At 50.5% G+C, this 17,915-nt stretch carries 17 protein-coding genes; 14 read left to right on the top strand and 3 right to left on the bottom strand.

The window, feature by feature from the left end:
* The first annotated feature begins 97 nt into the window (after positions 1-97).
* Together AC50X8_RS19710 and AC50X8_RS19715 are read left to right on the top strand one after the other, a co-directional pair.
* Entirely contained in the window at positions 98-409 is a 312-nt protein-coding gene (locus tag AC50X8_RS19710; RefSeq protein ID WP_494881062.1) for a hypothetical protein, read from the top strand.
* 126 nt (positions 410-535) lie between these two features.
* Positions 536-2,212, top strand: coding sequence for a ribonuclease J (locus tag AC50X8_RS19715; protein ID WP_046231290.1), 1,677 nt, complete (start codon positions 536-538; stop codon positions 2,210-2,212).
* Positions 2,213-2,350: 138 nt separating this feature from the next.
* On the opposite strand, the gene AC50X8_RS19720 is transcribed toward AC50X8_RS19715, so the two are convergent.
* Both AC50X8_RS19720 and AC50X8_RS19725 read right to left on the bottom strand, forming a co-directional pair.
* A complete protein-coding gene (locus AC50X8_RS19720) occupies positions 2,351-3,214 on the bottom strand; it encodes a hypothetical protein (protein WP_494881067.1) in 864 nt (287 codons plus the stop codon).
* Between the two features lie 87 nt (positions 3,215-3,301).
* The gene (locus AC50X8_RS19725; RefSeq protein WP_056036697.1) at positions 3,302-4,225 is read right to left on the bottom strand and encodes a LysR substrate-binding domain-containing protein; all 924 of its coding nucleotides are present in this window, start codon (positions 4,223-4,225) and stop codon (positions 3,302-3,304) included.
* A gap of 220 nt (positions 4,226-4,445) precedes the next feature.
* On the opposite strand from AC50X8_RS19725, the gene AC50X8_RS19730 reads away from it, so the two are divergent.
* The 9 genes from AC50X8_RS19730 to AC50X8_RS19770 all read left to right on the top strand — a co-directional run bounded on the left by AC50X8_RS19730 (position 4,446) and on the right by AC50X8_RS19770 (position 13,164).
* Complete coding sequence (locus tag AC50X8_RS19730) at positions 4,446-5,420, top strand: ABC transporter ATP-binding protein (protein ID WP_494860990.1); 975 nt, start codon at positions 4,446-4,448, stop codon at positions 5,418-5,420.
* A 59-nt stretch (positions 5,421-5,479) separates the two neighbouring features.
* Positions 5,480-6,565 (top strand): ABC transporter substrate-binding protein, encoded by a 1,086-nt coding sequence (locus tag AC50X8_RS19735; protein ID WP_494881069.1) that lies wholly within the window; start codon positions 5,480-5,482, stop codon positions 6,563-6,565.
* A 147-nt stretch (positions 6,566-6,712) separates the two neighbouring features.
* Complete coding sequence (locus AC50X8_RS19740; protein WP_494881071.1) at positions 6,713-8,383, top strand: ABC transporter permease; 1,671 nt, start codon at positions 6,713-6,715, stop codon at positions 8,381-8,383.
* 3 nt (positions 8,384-8,386) lie between these two features.
* Positions 8,387-9,754, top strand: coding sequence for an MBL fold metallo-hydrolase (locus tag AC50X8_RS19745; RefSeq protein WP_494881073.1), 1,368 nt, complete (start codon positions 8,387-8,389; stop codon positions 9,752-9,754).
* Between the two features lie 309 nt (positions 9,755-10,063).
* Entirely contained in the window at positions 10,064-10,759 is a 696-nt protein-coding gene (locus tag AC50X8_RS19750) for a stalk domain-containing protein (RefSeq protein WP_056036707.1), read from the top strand.
* A 216-nt stretch (positions 10,760-10,975) separates the two neighbouring features.
* On the top strand, positions 10,976-11,584 hold the full coding sequence (locus tag AC50X8_RS19755; RefSeq protein WP_056036709.1) for a TetR/AcrR family transcriptional regulator: 609 nt from the start codon (positions 10,976-10,978) through the stop codon (positions 11,582-11,584).
* 39 nt (positions 11,585-11,623) lie between these two features.
* Entirely contained in the window at positions 11,624-12,043 is a 420-nt protein-coding gene (locus AC50X8_RS19760) for a DMT family transporter (RefSeq protein ID WP_081418852.1), read from the top strand.
* Between the two features lies 1 nt (position 12,044).
* On the top strand, positions 12,045-12,359 hold the full coding sequence (locus AC50X8_RS19765) for a DMT family transporter (RefSeq protein WP_056036712.1): 315 nt from the start codon (positions 12,045-12,047) through the stop codon (positions 12,357-12,359).
* 139 nt (positions 12,360-12,498) lie between these two features.
* Positions 12,499-13,164, top strand: a complete 666-nt coding sequence (locus AC50X8_RS19770; RefSeq protein WP_081418853.1) for a serine/threonine-protein kinase — start codon at positions 12,499-12,501, stop codon at positions 13,162-13,164.
* A gap of 54 nt (positions 13,165-13,218) precedes the next feature.
* Here the strand turns inward: AC50X8_RS19770 and AC50X8_RS19775 are convergent, their stop codons facing one another.
* Positions 13,219-13,425: a hypothetical protein gene (locus tag AC50X8_RS19775; RefSeq protein WP_056036713.1), complete on the bottom strand. Its 207-nt coding sequence runs from the start codon at positions 13,423-13,425 to the stop codon at positions 13,219-13,221.
* A gap of 179 nt (positions 13,426-13,604) precedes the next feature.
* On the opposite strand from AC50X8_RS19775, the gene AC50X8_RS19780 reads away from it, so the two are divergent.
* The 3 genes from AC50X8_RS19780 to AC50X8_RS19790 all read left to right on the top strand — a co-directional run bounded on the left by AC50X8_RS19780 (position 13,605) and on the right by AC50X8_RS19790 (position 17,847).
* Positions 13,605-14,819: a GntR family transcriptional regulator gene (locus tag AC50X8_RS19780; RefSeq protein WP_494881076.1), complete on the top strand. Its 1,215-nt coding sequence runs from the start codon at positions 13,605-13,607 to the stop codon at positions 14,817-14,819.
* A 290-nt stretch (positions 14,820-15,109) separates the two neighbouring features.
* Positions 15,110-16,426 carry a glycoside hydrolase family 125 protein gene (locus AC50X8_RS19785; RefSeq protein WP_056036718.1) on the top strand — a complete coding sequence of 439 codons (1,317 nt, stop codon included), beginning with the start codon at positions 15,110-15,112 and terminating at the stop codon, positions 16,424-16,426.
* Between the two features lie 47 nt (positions 16,427-16,473).
* Positions 16,474-17,847 (top strand): extracellular solute-binding protein, encoded by a 1,374-nt coding sequence (locus tag AC50X8_RS19790; protein WP_056036720.1) that lies wholly within the window; start codon positions 16,474-16,476, stop codon positions 17,845-17,847.
* Positions 17,848-17,915 lie beyond the last annotated feature (68 nt).

Here is a 17,915-nt window from a genome sequence, read left to right on the forward strand (position 1 = left end):
TCGCTCGTCGTTCGGCCCTGCTATGCGGAGGGTAATACTTCTTAGCTTAATTTTCTCGTTAATCGGCAATACTTTGTATTATGCGACAGCGTACAGCATGACGGTTTTGAATGGCGTAATTACTTTGCTGGTCCTGATTGGCGTACTTTATACGATAGCCATCGTTCGAAGCTTTAGCGGACGCTATTGGTATTTTCCGCTATTTATTCCGGTGCTTTGGGTACCCGTTACGGTCATTTTAACGTATGGGCTCGGGCTATTGTTCCCTTTATCCGATGAAGTGACATCCAGAGGTTTGCTCGTTATTTATATTCACGGGCTGAATTTATGCACGGTGGCCGCATCGGCTTTTATGGGAATGTTTGTTAAAGGCTTGCTTTACATTTTGGGTCGAATGAACAAGGAATAAAAGGCGAATAAGCCTATTTCCTTTTTATTAAATTTTCGTGCTATAATGGTGACAAGTGACTGGTTCGGATCTTTTTAGTTTGATGTATATTAATCGTCGTCAGTCTTATAAAATAGGAGGATTATTTTGAATAACAGAACAGAAAACAAACTATCCATTTTTGCCTTGGGCGGCGTAGGTGAAATTGGGAAAAATATGTACGCAGTACAATACGCTAACGATATTATTGTCATTGATTGCGGTTCCAAGTTTCCCGATGAAGAGCTGCTGGGCATCGATATTATCGTGCCGGACATTTCTTATTTAATCGAGAACAAGGACAAGGTCAGAGCGCTGCTTATTACGCACGGCCATGAAGACCACATCGGTGGATTACCTTATATTTTGAAGCAGCTTAGCCTGCCTGTCTACGCAAGTCGTCTGACAATGGGACTGATCGAAGGCAAGCTGAAGGAAGCTGGCCTGCTTGGCGCAACGGAAAGACATCTGATTCATGCGGAATCCGAGCTGAAATTCGGGACGCTAACTGCAAGCTTTTTCCGTACGAACCACAGTATTCCAGATTCCCTCGGTGTTGTACTGGATACGCCTGAAGGTGTCGTTGTACACACAGGCGACTTCAAGTTTGATCAGACGCCGGTTAATGATCACCATGCTGATCTTCACCGCATGGCTGAAATTGGCCGCAAGGGCGTGCTGGCGCTTCTATCGGAGAGTACAAATGCAGAGCGTCCGGGCTTTACGCCTTCGGAAAGAAACGTCGGAGCGAACTTCATAGACGCTTTCCGCAAAGCAGAGCGCCGTGTTATCGTATCGACGTTCGCATCGAACGTATACCGTTTGCAGCAAGTTATCGACGCGGGTGTCGCAACGAACCGCAAGCTGGCGATTATTGGCCGCAGCATGGTCAATATGATTACGATTGCTTCTGAGCTAGGCTATTTGAATATTCCAGACGGAATGCTTATTGAAACGAATGAAGTGAACCGTTATGCTGACAATCAGGTCGTCATTTTGTGCACGGGCAGCCAAGGCGAGCCGATGTCGGCGCTTACGCGCATGGCGCGTTCCAATCACCGCCAGATTGAAATTCTGGAGGGAGATACGGTCATCATTTCCGCAACGCCGATTCCAGGCAACGAGCGGAGCATTGGCCGTACTGTAGACGAGCTGTTCCGCCTTGGAGCGAACGTGATCTACGGTCAGGGCGCTGCTACAGGCATGCACGTATCTGGCCATGCCAGCCAAGAAGAGCTGAAGCTGATGCTTCACCTGATGGCTCCGAAATATTTTATTCCGATTCACGGCGAATACAGGATGCAGCTTCACCACAAGAAGCTTGCTGAAGCAGTAGGCGTTGCGAAGGAAAATATTTTCCTTGTCGATAACGGCGAGGTGGTCGAGATTGCGAATGGCCAAGCACGCAAAGCGGGCAAAGTTTCGTCAGGCAATACGTATATCGATGGCCTAGGTATTGGCGATGTCGGCAATATTGTATTGCGCGATCGCAAGCATTTGTCGCAGGACGGCATTCTCGTTGTCGTAGTAACGATCAGCAAGCAGGACAAAACGATTAAATCAGGTCCGGATATTATTTCGCGCGGTTTCGTCTATGTACGTGAATCGGAAGGTCTGCTCGACGAAGCAGGCCGCATCGTATCCCGCACCATTACTAAATCAATTAGCGATAATGTCAACCAATGGACGACGCTAAAATCTAATGTAAAAGACGCGCTCGGACGATTCTTATATGAGCAAACGAAAAGAAAGCCGATGATTCTTCCGATCATCATGGAAGTATAATCGGCGCCTAACCAGTCCACTTCACTTTGCTTAGTGAGCCGATCATTGAATAGATTCATGAACAAGAAGACCGTATAACCGGCCTGTTTCATCAGGCGGCTATACGGTCTTCTTTGCGTTCATTTTAGAGCTGCGGTCTTAATAACGTTCCAATACAAGCTGCGTTTTCAGTCCATCTGCCGGCACGAGCCAGCCGAGGTTGTTCAAGCTGTTAATGAGTGCGGTACGGTTCGTATTAGCGACGCTGTATTCATCTGTTTTGAAGGAAATTTCCACGATTGGCTCAATGCCTGTACCGGCAGCATTGCGGATTGGCCAAATTTCAACGTCTACCTCAAGGCCATTCCAAGTGCCTGTGTGCTTCGTTGTGAGGATAGGGCCGTATGCACGCGAGTTTTGCAGCTGCGTCTTGCCCCAATTGCTTGTCCCCCAGTTTTTCAGCTTGCCTGGCAGCTCGTCGAGCAGCATTTGGCGGGCGGCTGACTCGGATGGAAGTCCGAGCGCGCCGTTTAGCGATTGGCTTACCTTTTTATCGACGGACATGCTGAGCGTCTGCTTGCTGTAGCCCCAATCAATCTCCGCTTTGTAATTGTCATCCGAAATGTCAAAGCCTTCTGTGTTTGCAAGCGTCAGCGCCGCGTCAATATTGCCATTTTGCACAGCATAGCGTTTTTTGTATGTGAGCTCGTAGTTGTTTTTATCCTCTTTTTTGCGAAAACGTGCGTTCCAGCCTGCATCATCCAGACCAAGACTGTTGGTATCGAAATATTCCACATTGGTTTGTCTCGAAGTAGTCAGATTGAACTGGGAGGCAACAGCGGAACTCAGCGTCAAATTGCTGTTCAATACCTGCGTAGAATCCAGCAGCAGCTTGACCTCATAGGATGGGACCATATTCGCTTCCTGCTTTTTTGCCTGTACGGTGTCCGGTGCCTGGAATGCCGACAGCAGCAGCGTCGCACTCAAAACCATCGTTCCTGCTTTCGTTAACCAATGTTTCATTATCTCATCTCCTCTTCATAATGGACCTACAACCTTTACTTTAGGGAGCCATTGTTCGCGAGGAATCAAGCATGGAAACGGATTATGTTAATTTTTCCAATAATTAATGGATGGTGTCGGAGAATTTTTAAAGCTTCTATGGAGGGTATCAATAAATTGTTCGGTCAGCCGGGAGTCATAGCGATCCTTGTTATAGCAGCAATAAATCGAGCGCTGAAAACGGGTATTGGGGATTTTCCGCATAAGCAGCTGTCCCTTTCGAACCTCCTCCTGTACGGAAAGCTCCGAAATAAAAGCAATATGTCCGCCCTGCTGCACCGTCTGCTTGATGGCTTCAATCGAATCAAGCTCAATCGGCCCAATGAGGTCAATGCGGTGATTGTTCAGCCATCTCGTCGTCATTTCCCGCGTACTGGACTGCTCGCCATGAAGCACAAAATTGGCCGTAGCAATAAGACCCGGATTAAGCGTCTCATAAGCTGCGAGATGATGATTAGGAGCAAAAATAACGACCAGCTCATCTTCGCAAATGCTATGGGTGGACAAGGAGGGCTGCTCGAACGGCTCGGAGGAGATGAGGCCAAGATGGATGTCATGGCTCCACAGCTTTTCCTTAATAATAGGCGCTGGCTTCACCAGCACGGAAATTTCAATGCCCGGATGGTGTTTGGAAAAATTGCTCAGCACCTCCGGCAGCACATAGGTAGCCGGGACGTAGCTCGCTCCAATGGTCAGCTTTCCGCGGGCCAGGCTGCCATATTCCATAACGACGCGCTCGGCTTCCTGCGCCAGCTTATTGATGCGCACCGCATAATGAAGCAGCGCCTTGCCGGGTGCGGTCAGCAGCATTTTATCCGCCCGCGCCTCGAACAGCTTGACGCCCATTTCCTGCTCCAGGCTTTTCATATGATAGGTAATGGTCGGCTGCTTGAGATCCAGCTCGTGGGCAACAGGGGTAATTTTCTTATGCTTGTCGAGCAGCTCAATAATTTTCAGCTTCAATAAATTCACAGGCGGTTGCCTCCTACTATCGGATACTTATAAAAGTAGCATAGAAAAATTCGATGAATGTTAAAACAAATCCACTAAAAAGTTAATCTTTCATTTACACAGCTCAAATAAACAACGAATAGTCGGAGGCTATACTGAGGTCAAGCTTAAAGCCTAGCGGACAAGGAAGCCTCGGCTGCCTGCTCCGCCAGTCATTTAATAGACAGGCAGGTTAATGCATATGGGACATATCGTAATGAATCATTTGGAAAAGTCTTTCGGCGCTGTTCACGCGCTGCGGCCTTCCAGCTTATCGATTGCCAAAGGCAGCTTTACGACGCTGCTCGGCCCGTCAGGCTGTGGCAAAACGACGCTGCTGCGAATGCTCGCAGGACTTGAAACGCCGGATGGCGGCGAGATTCATGTGAATGGAGAGTGCTACTATTCCAAAGTGAAGCGGATTAATAGGCCGGCTCATCAAAGGCAATTCGGAATGGTTTTTCAAGACTTTGCGCTTTGGCCGCATATGACGGTGTTTGAAAATGTCGCCTTCGGCCTCCGTGCTGCCGGCATGAAGGCTGGACTACAGGAAGCGGTGCTGGGCGCGCTCCAGACCGTCCGTCTTGGGGGCATGGAGAAGCGTTATCCGCATCAACTGTCGGGCGGACAGCAGCAGCGCGTCGCATTTGCGAGAGCGATCGTTATGAAGCCGCAGCTCGTGCTGTTCGACGAGCCGCTCAGCGCACTGGATGCGCTGCTGCGCGATGAGATGCGGGCGGAGCTGCTCCATCTGGTGAAGGAAGCTGGCGTGACGGCGCTTTACGTCACCCATGACCAAACGGAGGCGATGAGCATGTCGGATGAGGTTGTCGTGCTGCAAGGCGGCGAAATTTTGCAGCAGGGGACGCCGGAGCAAATATACAGCGCCCCGGAGCATCCGTTCGTCGCCCGATTCATCGGCAAGTCGAATTGGCTGATGAAGGACAAGTGGATGCTGCGGCCGGAGCATGTGCGCTTTCGGGAGGCGGATGCGGAGGACCACCGCTTTGAGGCGGAGGTGCGGCATGCCAGCTACATGGGCGACCGCTATGAGGTAGAGCTTGAGATGCAGGAGAATCTGGGCATTTGGACGGCCTACTCTCCGTCGAGGCTGCTCGTTGGCGATAAGGTGCAGGTTTACGCCTCGCCGGAGCATGTGCATGAAGTGGTGTCCTAAACGAGTGGGTTACATGTTTTGACAAATAAAAAAATGAGAACAATCGGGAGGCCCTACCAATGAATTTAGCTAAAAAAGGCATGATGCTTGTTTTAACCGCATTTATGGGAGTCAGCTTGGCAGGCTGTGGAGCAGCAGCAAGCAATGGACAAGCAAGCAGTGAGGCGTCTGCGTCACCTTCGGCACCAGCCGCATCTGCAGCAGCAGAGCAGCAGCAGCAAACAGAGGTTAAACTGAGCGGCAGCGTAGTTGTATACAGCGCAGGACCAGAAGGGCTTGCGAACAAAATTAAGGAAGGCTTTGAAGCGAAGACCGGCGTGAAGGTTGAAATGTTCCAAGGCACAACGGGCAAAATTCTGGCCCGCATGGAAGCGGAAAAATCGAATCCAGCGGTTGATGTGCTTGTACTGGCGTCGCTTCCAGCGATGCAAGGACTGAAAGAGGAAGGCATGCTGATGAGCTACCCGGAAGCGGCTAATGCGGACAAGCTAATTGCCGACTGGTCGGATAAAGACGGACAATATTTCAGCTACAGCGCCTCTGCCCTTGGCATTGTGTATAATACTAAGCTTGTACAGACGCCTCCAGCTTCATGGGCGGATCTGGCTAAGCCGGAGTGGAATGGCAAGGTCAACATTCCAGATCCATCCTTGTCTGGCTCCGCACTTGATTTTATTTCCGGCTATTTGAGCGCATCGGGCGATAGCGGCTGGTCGCTTTTCGAAAGCTACAAGCAAAACGGCGTAGCGATGGCAGGAGCGAATCAAGAGGCGCTTGATCCAGTCATTACAGGAGCGAAATCCGTTGTAGCTGCCGGCGTCGATTACATGGCGTACAAAGCGAAAGCGGCTGGCGAGCCGGTGGATATTGTTTATCCAAAAGAGGGCAGCGTCATTAGCCCGCGTCCGGCTGCTATTGTCGGCACGACCAAAAACGCCGACAATGCCAAAGCTTTTATCGATTATCTGCTTTCCGATGATGCTCAGCAAATGGTTACTGGCGCGTATTTGCTCCCAGGCCGCTCGGATGTGGAAGCGAAGGATCGCGCAAGTGTGGACGAAATTCCTACCTTCAACGTGAACTGGCAGTGGATGAACGAAAATAGCGACAGCGTAACGACGAAGTTTACCCAATTGTTTAAATAAAGCGAACACCAGCCGCCTGATATCTGCTGCCTTAAGGCATTAGGTATCGGGCGGTGCTGGCAATAGGCAAGCTATAGGAAAGGCCAATAGACAGGCAATACACAAGCAATACAAGCAATAAACAGGTAATAGACGGGTGGTCTGACGATGCAATCCTCTTTATTCAAAAACTATGTTTGGCTCGGCATGGGACTGGCGCTGGCGCTTCTCGGCATGCTGGTGCTCGCGCCGCTGCTGATCGTATTCGGCACGAGCTTATATACGGACCAGAAGCTGGATTTGCTTGCTCCGCTGCAAATCATTAGGCAAAGCGAGCTTAGCGAGGTGCTGTTCAATTCGATTTGGCTCGGACTATGCGTCATCGCGGCTACGACGGTGCTAGCTTTCCCGCTGGCTTGGATCATGGCGAAGACGCCGCTGCGCCGCCACAAGTGGCTGGATATTGTGCTGCTGATCCCCTTCATGACGCCGCCCTACATCGGGTCGATGGGCTGGATGCTGTTCATGCAGACGAATGGCTATATGGAGCAGTTCATCCCGGCATCCTCAGCAATCACGCCTGCCTTCTTCAGTTTTGGCGGCATGGTGGCAATTATGAGCCTGCATTTATTTCCGTTTCTGTATTTGCTGCTGCGCAATGCACTGCTGCAAATCGGCGGCAGCATGGAGGAAGCGGCGGCGGTGCATGGCGGCGGCTTTCTGTACCGCTTGCGGCGCATCGTTCTGCCACTGCTGCTGTCAAGCTACGTCATGGGCAGCCTGCTCATTTTTGTAAAAACGATTGCCGAATTTGGCACGCCCGCCACCTTCGGGCGCAAAATCGGCTTTTACGTTATGACCTCGGAAATCCATAAATATATTTCCAGCTGGCCGATTGATTTTGGCAAGGCGACTTCACTTGCTTCGGTGCTGCTCGCGGCTTGTCTTGTGATGTGGTATATCCAAAGCACGATTAGCAGCCGCTACTCGTATCGTTTAGTCGGCGGCAAGGGCGCTATCAAGCAGACAGCGAAGATGAGCCGCTGGGGCCGGATATTGTGCTCGCTGTACATTGGGGTACTGCTCCTTGCCTCTATCGGTATTCCGTATTTTTCGATTATTACGGCATCGCTCTTGAAGCTGCGCGGCGTAGGCCTCGCATGGGACAATTTGACGCTCCAGCATTATGTGGAGCTGCTTACGCCAGGCTCTTCCAGTCTGGATGCGCTGCTTAACAGCTTCGGCCTGTCGATTGTCGCCTCCACGATTGCTGTCGTGCTGGGCACGTGGTTTGCCTTGACGGTGCAGCGCTCGCGTACGCCGGGGCAGAAGCTGGTCGATCTGTTCAGCTTGCTGCCGAATACGGTACCTGGCATCGTCATCGTTGTAGGATTGATATTGTTATGGAATGCGAAGTGGATGCCGATTCCGCTTTACAATACGTACGGCATGGTCGTGCTGACATATGTTATTTTGTTCCTGCCTTATACCGTGCAATATGTGAAAGCGAGCTACGGGCAAATCGACCCGATGCTGCTGCAGGCGGGACAAGTGTTTGGCGGACGCAGGCTTTATGTGCTGCGGCGGATTTTGCTGCCGCTGCTGCTGCCCGGCATGCTGGCGGGCTGGATGATGACGTTCACGATATCCAATCGGGAGCTGGTGGCGTCGCTGCTCGTCCTGCCGCCGTCGATGAAAACGTCGGCGACGTATATTTTTGCCCAGTTTGAGCAGGGAGAGGTGTCGATGGGGATGACGATGGCTGTTATCTCGGTTGGCGTCACGACGGTGCTGCTGCTGGCGATGAATGTTTTTAGCTCACAACAGAAAGTGGAATAGCTGATGATGCAACTGACCATTTGGGGTGGAGCGGGCGAGCACGGCCGCTCCAGCTATTTGCTGCAATATAAAGACGAAGCGGTTTTGCTGGATTGCGGCGGGAAAAAAGAAAGCGGAGGACAATATCCGCTTATTAGTCCAGAGGTGATTCCGCAGCTTAAAGCGGTATTTTTATCGCATGCGCATGAGGATCATTCCATGGCGCTGCCGCTGCTGTATAAGCACGGCTATGAAGGTGAAGTATGGACGAGCCGCGTGACGGCGCAGCAGCTTCCGGGTTATTATCAGGCGTGGAGCCGTTATGCCCGCTCGCAGGCCGCCGAGCTCCCTTATGGGGATGAGCATATTGCGGCTATCCGCTATGCCTATTTGGAGGAGCGATCCATCGCAGATGAATGGAGCAGCGTGTTCCCCGGGCTGCGCATAAAATGGGGCCGCAGCGGGCATTTGCCAGGCGCCGTTTGGCTGGCGCTCGATTGGCATGGCAAGCTGGTTTATTTTTCAGGCGATTATACGGCTGAATCGGGCCTGCTTGCGGCAGACGAGCCGCTGCTGTCAGCGATTGGCGAGGGCGGCGAAGGAGCGGATGCCGCCCGCCGCTCGATTTCTGAGACAAGCCGCATCGCCGATCTTGCGATCATCGATGCGGCTTACGGGGCGAACCCGGATTCGCAGGCGGTTCGGCTGGCGGAGCTGGAGCGGGCGACCGAGGAAGTGCTGCGGGCGCAGGGCTCGGTGCTGTATCCGGTGCCGACAAGCGGGAGAGGGCAGGAGCTGTTGGTATGGGCGAGCGAGCGTTTCCCCGAGGCGCAGCTTATTGTGGAGCGGGCGCTGATGGAGCCGCTCCACCAGCTGGCTGCGCTGCCGGAATGGCTGGGCGACGGAGCGCTGGCCCGTATGGAGGCGCTGCTGGCGAATGGCAGGCTTACGATTGTCGCCAATGAAGAGGAGCGGCTAAAGACGCTTGCTCGCAAGGGCAGCGCCCTGATTTTTACGAATGATGGCATGATGCAGTCCGAAGTTGCACGGTGGTATTATGAGCAGCTTTCGGGCGCCGCCCGCCATGCCGTATTGCTGACCGGACATCTTGCCGCAGGTTCTTATGGCGAAATGGCGCTGCGAAGCAGTGTTGGCAGCAGCGACAGCAGCGGGTGCCATGCCTCTGACTTCCCAATTCAGGTGCAGCATATCCGCTATAAGGTGCACCAAGGCTTGCCGGATGTCAGGCAGATGATGAAGCGGGTGCCTAGCCGCTCTGTCGTGCTGGCGCATGCCGTTAAGCCAAGAACCGATCAATTGCTTGAAGTGTTGGAGGAAGAGGGCTATAAGGGCGTGTATTCGCTGAGCCCGGGTGACCGGTTGATTTTTTAAATGAATAATGAAAAATGGAAAACAGCAGAGATTCACGGCGCCAAAATGTCGTAATGAATCGATGCTGTTTTTTTGCTGCCTGCTAAGGCTTTCATTCGTGTTGGAATTGGGGAATATTATTTACAAGTTAGATACAAGCTGGACATAGTCTTGAGATATTCGCTTTATATACTGTATTCATCAGGTAGGACGCAGCAGCGGCAAACAAGGAGGGACAGCAGCAACGTCCAGCTAGAGCGTCCAGTTATTGAAATTATAAAAAATAGAGATAAAACAAAAAAACGGAGTATTCAAAAGGAGATTATAAAAATGAAAAACAACATGAAAAAAGGAATCGTATCGCTGGTAGTTGTCGGAATGACGTTGACGGGCGCAGCGGGCGTATATGCTGGAGCGAGCCTCCAAAAAATCTCAGCATATTTGAACGGCAATATTAGTATTAAAGTCGATGGAGCTGCTTATACCCTCAAAGACGAGAACGGCCATAAGCTTTCGCCAATTATGTATCAGAATAAAATGTATTTGCCTGTCCGCTCGCTAGCGGGAGCACTTGATACACCGATTCAATATGATTCGAAAAATAATCAGGTGCTAATTGGCAAAGGGCAGCAAGCATCCGAGCAATATGTAGAGGTCAAATACAGCGATGCGCAAATCAAACTCATTAAGAAGGATTTTGCTGCATTTGATGGCTTTGAAACGGCATATGCGCCTAAGCAGATGGCAGCCGGAGATGCTTTTGTCAAATCGTTTGCCGGGGGCGACGGCGTTAGTGTGATTTTCAAGCATATGAACGTCAATGTATCTCCAAGAGACTACTCGGATGGTTATGAAAGCAAGGAGGTCGTGCTGTCGAACGGGGTAAAAGCGAAATGGTATACGCCGAGCGACCTGCCAATGCTGAGCTTCCAGCTCGATGACCGCACGATTACGATTAGCTCCCCAGATAAAGCGTTGACTGAAGCGCAAATGGAGAAAATCGCAGTTAGCGTAGCGAAGCTGTAAACTTAACCTAAGACGTAATTATCCCGTGTCACCTACAAATAAAAATAAACCACCTTTGTCGCTTCCATGCGGCAGAGGTGGTTTATTTTTATTGGCCCCCGGGAATTCGGCTTTCCGAAGGAGTCTTGACTTTTTAGCTGGGGCATTTTACAATAACATGATTCTAACTAACGTTCGTTAGGCAAAATCATTGCCGATTGAAAAGGGGAGATTGCGATGGCGGAAAAACAAGAGCGTGTGCCGCGAGCTACGGCAGAGCGTCTGAAGCAGGCGGCTCTGACGGTTTTCACGGAATATGGCTATGAAGGAACGTGCATGTCTGATATCGCCAAGGCGGTCCAGATTAAGACACCTTCTATATATGCTCATTTTGCGTCAAAGGAGCAGCTGTTTTTAGAGCTTTGCGCTGACGTGATGGCGGAAGAGGGCATGAAGTTTGATGCGCTTATCGGGCAGTCGCAAGGCAAGCCAGTTATCGAGCGGCTGCGCGAGGTGTATGATTTTTTCACGGATTTCCCGCATTTGACGGTCGGGCAGTGGTTTTTGAAACGAATGATGATGGTGCCGCCTAAACATTTGCAGCAGCAGTTCCGCGTTGATTTTTTGGCGCACGAGCAGCGGGTGGATGCTGTAGTTGGTGCGCTGCTCGTGGAGGGGCAGCAATCGGGCATTTTTTCTAAGCAGGAAGTGGATCATATGATTGCGGTTTTTTATACGCTGCTTGATGGCTTGCTGGTCGCCAACCAGATATATGAGCAGTCGGTGTTTGTTTCACGCAAGCAAGTCGTTTGGGAAATGCTAATGAAGAGCTGGACGACAGATTAAGCAAGGTGGATTTAACGGAGGGTACAGAGAGGGGTTTTTATGATGAAGGCTTGGCTTTATGTCATATTCGGGGGCATATTTGAGGTATTTTGGACCTTCGGTCTTAAATATTCGAAAGGATTTACAGACCCGCTAGTAAGCGTCATTACTGTTATTTTAATTGTTATTAGCTTTGTGCTGTTCGCCCGTTCGATGCAATTGCTGGAAATAGGCACAGCTTATGCGGTATTTACCGGAATTGGTACGGCTGGTACGGTCGTATTCGGCATTTTGGTATTAGGCGAGTCTGCGGATATTAAACGCCTGCTGCTGGTCGGTACGCTGATCATCGGCATTATCGGGCTTAAGCTCGTATCCAGTGAGAAGCCTAAGGAAGAGCAGGCGGCGAATGCAGAGGTCGAGCAGAGTGCGCAAGCGGCACAGGCAGCACCGGTCGTGCAGGGAAGGGGCGGAAAATAAGATGGCATGGATCTTTTTAATTATTTCCGGCCTTGGCGAGGTCGGCGGCGTAACATTCATGAAGCTGTCGGACGGCTTTAAACGATGGAGAGGAACGGTTGGAGCCATTATTTTCGGCTTCATCAGCTTCTACTTCCTGTCGCGGTCGCTTCAGGACATTCCAATCAGTACCGCTTACGGCATTTGGACGGGAATCGGCTCAGTCGGCAGCGTTATTCTGGGGATGATTTTTTTCAAAGAATCGCGCGACTGGCGTAAAATCTTCTTCGTCCTCATGATTATTGGAAGCGTCATTGGTCTCAAGCTGGTAGGTTAATAGTTGCGATATGGATAATAGTAGACAATAAACCTAAAGAAGGAGGGCGAACCTGTGTCGCTCTTCTTTTCTTTTCGCCGTTTCCGATTTAAAATAATAGAATAGAGTATAGACATGGCGAGAGAGGCAGGCATAGTGCATGGAAGAGAAACGGCTGAAGAAATGGATTGAGATGACAGAACGAACGCTGCTTGAAGGAGTGAGGCTCCAAAGCATTAACCATGGCGAGCCCATTCAAGTGGATGTATTGCCGGAAGGCTGGGAGCTGCTTGGAGCGGGCAATTACGCTGGCGTATTCGTCCATCAGGATGCGCAGGATATAGCGGTGAAGGTGTATGCGCCGGGCAGAGAAGGCTGGGAAGCGGAGCGGGAAGTTTATCGCCGTTTGGGCGATCACCCTGCATATTCGACCTGCTACCATGCTTCCACAAGCAATGGGCTGGAATATTTGATGCTGCGCAGGCTTGAAGGGAAGACGCTGTATAAGTGTGTGCTTGAGGGTGTGATCATTGAGGACCGCATTATTGCGGAAATTGATGCCGCTTTGGATTACGCTCGGGAGCAGGGACTGTTTCCGCATGATGTTCATGGCAAAAATGTCATGGTATCCAGCGATGACCGCGGCCTTGTCGTAGACGTATCCGATTTTCTTAAAGAAGAGCCTTGCATGATGTGGGATGATTTGAAAAAAGCGTACAACCGGATTTATATGCCGTTTCTATCCAAGCATTCTATGCCCGTGCCTGAGTGGGTCATGAATGGTGTGCGCAAAGGCTATCGCTGGGTGCGTGCTTCCTCCAGATAGCTGTGCGCGGCCGGGCAGCCGCATAGATAATGCGTGCCCGGCCCGCGCCTGTGCTTAAGGTTCGGAGTCGAAAGCGTCCAGCTGTTGCTGAGCGGCTTCAACGTCCTTCTTAAGTACATGAAGCCGTTTCAAATTGCCTTCCAGTGTAATTTTTGCCTTGATGCCGCTTGCCTTCAAATGAGCCTCCAATCGGTCAATGATATCCGCCCTAGAACCGCTTTCGGTTCTGATGGCAACCCACCGCCGCCACAGCAGCCCCATCTTATGCACCTCCGAGTTCTGCACAGATTATCCGTTCAAGCTATATATATTCCGGGTCCTCCCGCTGCCATGACAGATTTATTCAAAGGGCTGGAGGATAAGCTCGCATTTGCCGGAAGCGGCATTATAAGCTTTCCAGAAATGACATGACATAGTATACTAGGTGGATATGTATAATCATGACATCGTCCCGGTACGACCAAATAGATGCTGAAGGTGAATGTATAATGGAAGGCATGAACGCTTTAAAGCCTAGATATGAACAAATGTATCTTATGCTGCGCGAAAAGATCCAAATCGGAGATTATACGGTCGGTGACCGCATCCCTTCGGAGAAGGAGCTGATGGAGGAATTTTCAGTCAGCCGAATTACCTCCAAGAAAGCACTGGATATGCTCGTTCAAGACGGCTATATTATGCGTCAGCCGGGCCGCGGCTCGTTCGTCATCGAGCATGCAATTCAGGAGCAGGGCGAAGCTCCGCCTGCGCAAGATCAGGCAGCTCAGGCAATTGCTTCTGTGCGCACACAGCAGATTGTATTAGGGCTCATCATGGAGGATTTCAGCGATAGCTACGGCAAGGAAATGCTGTCGGAGATGGAGCGGACGGCGCAGGCGCTCGGCGTTTATTTGATGCTGCGCATCTCTTTTTCCCAGCCAGATGTAGAAGAGAAGGCGATTCAGATGCTGCGCCAATACGGCGTAGATGGCCTGATCATATATCCGACGCGCGGTCAAAACTTCAGCCCGGAAATTTTAAAGCTGGTCATCGACAAATTCCCGCATGTGCTGGTAGACCGTTATTTGAAATGGACGGATACAACGGCCATCAGCTCAGACAACGTAGAAGCGGCGCGAATGGGTGTCCAGCATTTGTTTAACTACGGCCATCGCCATATTGGACTGCTTGCTTCGCGGGTGACGGACAATGTGGCCATTGAGGAACGGATTGAAGGGTTTGTGCAGGCGCATGCTGAAGGCGGCATTTTGCTGGATCGCTCGTCTTGGCTGACCGATATGAACTGGACGTCCAATGACAATTCCAGCAGCCACCTTATCGATAAATATGTGAAAATCATTCAGCAGATGCTGCGCGAGCATCCGCGGATTACCGCATTGTTTGCAATGGAATATGAGCTGGCGCTCATAGCGAAGGAAGCGGTAGAGAAGATGGGTCTGCAAATTCCGCAGCAAATTTCGATTATTTGCTTTGACAGCCCGCAGAGCACGTCGGCGCTGTATCCATTTACGCATTTGGAGCAGAATGAGAAAGAAATTGGCCGCCTCGCTGTCAATAATGTGCTGGAACTGATCCAGGGCGCTACGCTCCCTAGCAAAATATCGCTGCAAGTAAAGCTTGTCCAAGGCAAATCGACAGGGCCCGCCCCACAATAAGCAAGCGTGCTGCTGGGCGGTTTAAGCGTGCTTTGCATATTTTTTAAGCTCGCGTGAGAAACTGAATGCAAGTATAGAGATAAAGCCCTTCTGTCAATTGAGACAGCAAGGGCTTTGTGCTTATCTTTTATTATAATTTAAGGACATGAATAGGGGGTTTGCCTAGCAAACAATTAACATGCTATTTGTTTTTAAATAATATAACATAGTATATTGACATACCATGAAATATAGATTAATATCGGTACATAAACAACTTGAAAGCGCTTATATAGAAAGGGATGCTTGAAATGACTGAAGTAATGGAAACGCTACCGACATCGGTGCAGTCGTTGATCCAGGAAGTAGAAGGGAAGCTCGGTTCGCGTACGAAGCTGGCCCGGATGTTTGCAAACTGTTTCTCCAATACGTTAACGACGACGTTGAAGCCTCAGCCTGACGGTGCTATTTTCGTCATTACGGGCGATATTCCAGCGATGTGGCTGCGAGATTCAGCAGCTCAGGTTCGTCCGTACTTAATTTTAGCGAATGAAGATGCAGAGATGGCACGTTTAATTGAAGGCGTTGTCAAACGGCAAATTCAACATATATTGCAGGACCCTTATGCTAATGCGTTTAATGAGCATGCCAATAGCAAGGGGCATCAAAACGATTTAACGGAAATGAGTCCTTGGCTATGGGAGCGCAAATATGAAATTGACTCGCTCTGCTATCCGATCCAGCTTGCTTATCTGCTGTGGAAGACAACGGGAACTACGGCGCATTTGGATGAGGCATTCAGTGAAGCATGCTTCAGCATTTTGCGGGTGTGGAGGACGGAGCAGAATCACGATGGGCAGTCGAGCTACCGTTTCCAAAGAACGGATTGTCCGCAGTCGGATACGCTGCTGAATGAAGGCAAAGGCACGCCAAGCGCAGTCACTGGCATGACCTGGTCAGGCTTCCGCCCAAGTGACGATGCTTGCGACTACGGCTATCTTATTCCATCGAACATGTTTGCTGTTGTTGTGCTGGATTATATGGCTGAAATTGCGGTGGAAGTGCTTGGCCATCAAGAGCTGGCGAAGCAAGCGGCTGCTCTCCGCCATGAAATTCAATCCGGCATTGAGCAGTATGCGACAGTCGAGCATGAGCAGTTCGGCAAAATTTTCGCTTACGAAACAGATGGCCTTGGCAGCTACAACCTGATGGATGATGCGAATGTGCCAAGCTTGCTGTCGTTGCCTTATCTCGGCTGCTGCAAGCTGGATGATCCGATCTATTTGAATACGAGACGCTTCGTTCTTAGCGAGGATAATCCTTATTACTTCGTAGGTACGGCGGCGCAAGGAATTGGCAGCCCTCATACTCCGGAAAACTATATTTGGCACATTTCACTGGCTATGCAAGCGCTGACTTCACAAGATGAGGCAGAGGTTGAGCGGCTGCTGAACGTGCTGGAGAGCACGGATGCCGGAACTGATTTTCTGCATGAAGGCTTTCATAAAGATGATCCTAGCGAGTATACGCGCGAATGGTTTTCTTGGGCCAATGCCTTGTTTAGCGAATTGATTTTGACGTATTGCGGCTTTAAGGTTCCATCGAGCATGAATGCTCGTTCAATATAGGAACAAATAATAAGCGTAACAGACGGACAATAAGGGGAGCGATCAAGATGGCAGGTAAAAAAACAATTCTGGCAGGTACGGTTGCAGCTTTAACTGTATTCACAGCAGCATGTTCGGGAAATGCAGGCACAAATGGCTCGGAGGGTGCAGAAGCAACTTCCGCAGCAGGAGCGACAAAGACAGTTAAAGTCGCTTATGGCAAATGGAATGAGACGGACAACTGGGGCAAGTGGCTGACTAGCGTGAAGGCGGATTTTGAAAAAGCCAATCCTGGCGTTACCGTTGAGCTGCAGCCAATTGAAGGCTCGCAATATGCAACTAAAATTCCACTGCTCATGATGGATGGGAAAACGGCGCCTGAGGTGCTTGCTGAAGATTCCTTCATGATTAATGCCGACAGCGAGGCCGGCTACCTTGAGCCGCTTGCTGTGGATTCATGGGAAGATTGGGGCAAATTCAACGAAGGTATTAAAGCGGCTGTAACAGCCACGGACAGCAAAGTGTATGGCGTACCTTTCTCCACTGACGTTCGCGGCTTGTATTACAACAAAGAGCTGTTCAAGAAAGCAGGACTGCCTGTGCCTTGGGAGCCTAAGAGCTGGGACGAAGTGCTGAGCGCTTCCCGCACGATTAAATCCAAGCTGCCAGACATTATTCCTTTCTGGATGAACTCTGGTAAAGCAGGCCAAGAAGCAACGACGATGCAAACGTTCGAAATGCTGCTTTATGGAACAGACGACACGCTTTATGAAGATGGCAAGTGGGTTACGCAAAGCCCGGGCATTTTGAGCTCGCTGAATTTCATTCACACCATCTACTCCGAGGGCATGGGGCCGAAAATGTCGCAAGTACTGACTGCACAAGCAGGTCAAGTACTGGAGACCGATCTGATGCCGAATCAGAAGGTCGCAATTGTCTTGAATGGCAACTGGTTGACAGGCAACTGGTCGGCAAGCGGCAGCAAGCCGTGGCCGGAAGCGCTTGATGTATATGGCTACGTGAAAATGCCGACAGAGAAAGGTCAAGAGCCTGGCTTCACTTCGATGTCTGGCGGCTGGACGCTTAGCGTTGGTGCGAAATCCACTGAAAAAGAGCTAGGCTTTGAATTTATTAAAATGGCAACTAATGAACAGCACAACAAAGAGTTCGCTATGCTGGACGGCGCTCTAACGCCTCGTACCGACGTTGCGGCTGATACTGAATACACGGGCCAGCCTGGTACGCTGTATGGCGTAGCTGCTGAATTTATTACGTACACACATGTTCGTCCTACTAATGCGAATTACCCGGCAGTATCGACTTCCATTCAAGAAATGGTTGAAAAAGTGGCATCGGGATCTCTTGCGCCTGAAGCTGCCATGAAAGAATATGCAAAAAGCGTAGAAAGAACAGTCGGCGCTGATAAAGTAGCGACGAAGTAGCACACAGCTGGGAAGCCGATTGTTGCTTAATGACAATCGGCTTGTCTTTTTCAAATTCAGTCAGGAGG

The sequence above is a fragment of the Paenibacillus sp. JT22N15 genome (genome assembly GCF_059383755.1).